Below are 2,460 nucleotides of genomic sequence, written 5' to 3'. Positions count from 1 at the left end.
AAAGCGGCAGATTTTTCGTAATCGAGTAATTGATAAAGGCCAACTCAAGAGTCTGATTGCGTGGGCATTTACCAACTACGGCACAGCCCGGACGGCTGAAATGGCAGACCGTCTCAAGGATCTGGGATTTCAATACGCAACGCGAGCTGGTGTTTCTATTAGCGTAGATGACCTACAGGTTCCCCCTAGCAAGCGCAAAATGCTAGAAGCGGCTGAAGAAGAAATTCGTCAGGCTGAAGACCGCTACATGCGCGGTGAAATCACAGAAGTAGAGCGCTTCCAGAAGGTAATTGACACTTGGAATGTTACCAACGATAACCTGAAGGATGAAGTGGTTCGTAACTTCCGTGAAAATAACCCACTGAACTCTGTTTACATGATGGCATTTTCTGGGGCACGGGGTAATATTTCCCAGGTGCGCCAGTTGGTAGGTATGCGGGGCTTGATGGCTAATCCCCAAGGTGAAATCATTGATTTGCCCATCAAGACGAACTTCCGCGAAGGCCTAACCGTGACAGAGTATATTATTTCCTCCTACGGTGCCCGCAAAGGTCTAGTAGACACTGCATTGCGGACAGCAGACTCTGGCTACCTGACTCGTCGCTTAGTGGATGTTTCCCAAGATATGATCGTGCGGGAGGTTGATTGCGGTACTCACCGTGGCATTCCTCTCCGAAGCATGACTGATGGCGATCGGGTCTTGATTAGTCTAAAGGATCGCCTCCTGGGTCGGGTGTTAGCACGACCAGTTCTTCATCCCGAAACTAATCAGCCAATATTGCACCCAAACGAACAGGTTAAAGCTCCAATCAATGGCACTATTACCTATTCGCCTGAGTTACAGTCTCAGGTCAGTGGCCATCATGGTGCTCGAAACTGGCTACGAATGGAGCGAGATGTGGACTTGGTGCTAACTACGGGCGACGATCGTCAGTCATTAAAGGTGCCCAAAGGGTATGTGATTTTGGTTGATGATGGGGCTGAAGTTACAGCAGGGCAAACCTTAGCTGCGATCGCATCTGTCCGCAATCAAGACATATCAGAAGATATGGCTAAGGCCATCGTCAAGGCTGGCATTGACGAGGTGTTTGTACGTTCTCCCCTAACCTGCGAAGCAAACCGCTCTGTCTGTCAACTGTGCTATGGGTGGAGCCTTGCCCATGCACACCTAGTTGATTTAGGTGAAGCAGTGGGTATTATCGCTGCTCAGTCGATCGGCGAACCAGGAACACAGCTCACCATGCGCACATTCCACACAGGGGGTGTATTTACTGGAGAAATTGCCCGTCAGGTGCGTGCTCCATTTGCGGGAGTGTTGCGTTATCGCGAAGTGCGCTCACGTCCATTCCGAACCAGGCACGGAGATGAAGCTCAAATTCTGGAAACCAATGCTGAAGTCGTGCTGCAAGGCGACGGTAATGAAGAAGTCTTTTCACTCAGTCAAGGCTCTATTCTCTTTGCTCAAGATGGTGAGCTGCTTGAGAAAGATGGCATGATTGCTGAAGTTCCGATCGCAGGCCGCACTCGCAAAACTACAGAAAAAGCAACCAAAGATGTGGTTACAGACTTAGCTGGAGAAGTGCGCTTTGCTGATATTGCCCCTGAAGAGAAAAAGGATCGTCAAGGCAATACAACCCGAATTGCTCAGCGTGGTGGTTTGATTTGGATCCTATCCGGTGAGGTATATAACCTGCCGCCGGGCGCACGCCCAGTCGTTAAGAATGGTGACATTACAGAAGCAGGCAGTGTTTTAGCAGAAACTTCCTTGACAACGGAACATGGCGGTGTTGTTCGGCTACCGCAGGAATATGACGGCAAGGGTGGTCGAGAAGTAGAGATCATTACAGCTTCTGTGATCCTAGACCAGGCGACAGTCCGCATCGAAAGCTATCAGAACCGAGATCACTATGTAATCGAAACGGCAAACAATCAACTGTTTTCTCTAATTGCCCCTCCTGGCAGTAAGGTCACTAATGGTCAGGTTGTGGCTGAGTTAATTGACAATCGTTACCACACCCAAACGGGTGGCATCCTCAAGTTTGCTGGCATCGAAGTGGCTAAGCGCGGTCGAGCTAAGCAAGGCTATGAAGTCGTCAAGGGTGGCACCCTACTATGGATTCCTGAGGAAGCCCATGAAGTTAACAAGGACATTTCCTTGCTCTTAGTAGAGGATGGCCAATACGTCGAAGCAGGCACCGAAGTTGTCAAGGATATTTTCTGCCAAAACAACGGTGTGATTGAAGTTGTGCAGAAGAATGATATTCTGCGGGAGATTCTGATTAAGCCTGGTGATCTGCGGCTAATTGACAATCCCAACGAGATTACATTCACAGAACCCACATTGTTTAATCCGGGGCAGGAAATCATTCCTGGGTTGTCCGCAGAAACCCTCACCTATGTTGAGTATATAGAAACTCCTGAAGGCTCAGCCGTGTTGTTGCGGCCCGTTATTGAATATGC

General features: G+C 49.3%; 1 protein-coding gene. It reads left to right on the top strand.

Features of this window, described 5'->3' with window-relative positions; translation table 11 throughout:
• Positions 1 to 10 precede the first annotated feature (10 nt).
• Positions 11 to 2,460: DNA-directed RNA polymerase subunit beta'' (locus NZ772_17280; protein MCS6815310.1), on the top strand; the 2,450-nt coding region annotated here is incomplete at its 3' end.

It is taken from the genome of Cyanobacteriota bacterium, assembly GCA_025054735.1.
GTDB lineage: Bacteria > Cyanobacteriota > Cyanobacteriia > SKYG9 > SKYG9 > SKYG9.
Note: the sequence above shows the minus strand (reverse complement) of the source record. Positions and strands in the feature narration are given on the sequence as shown.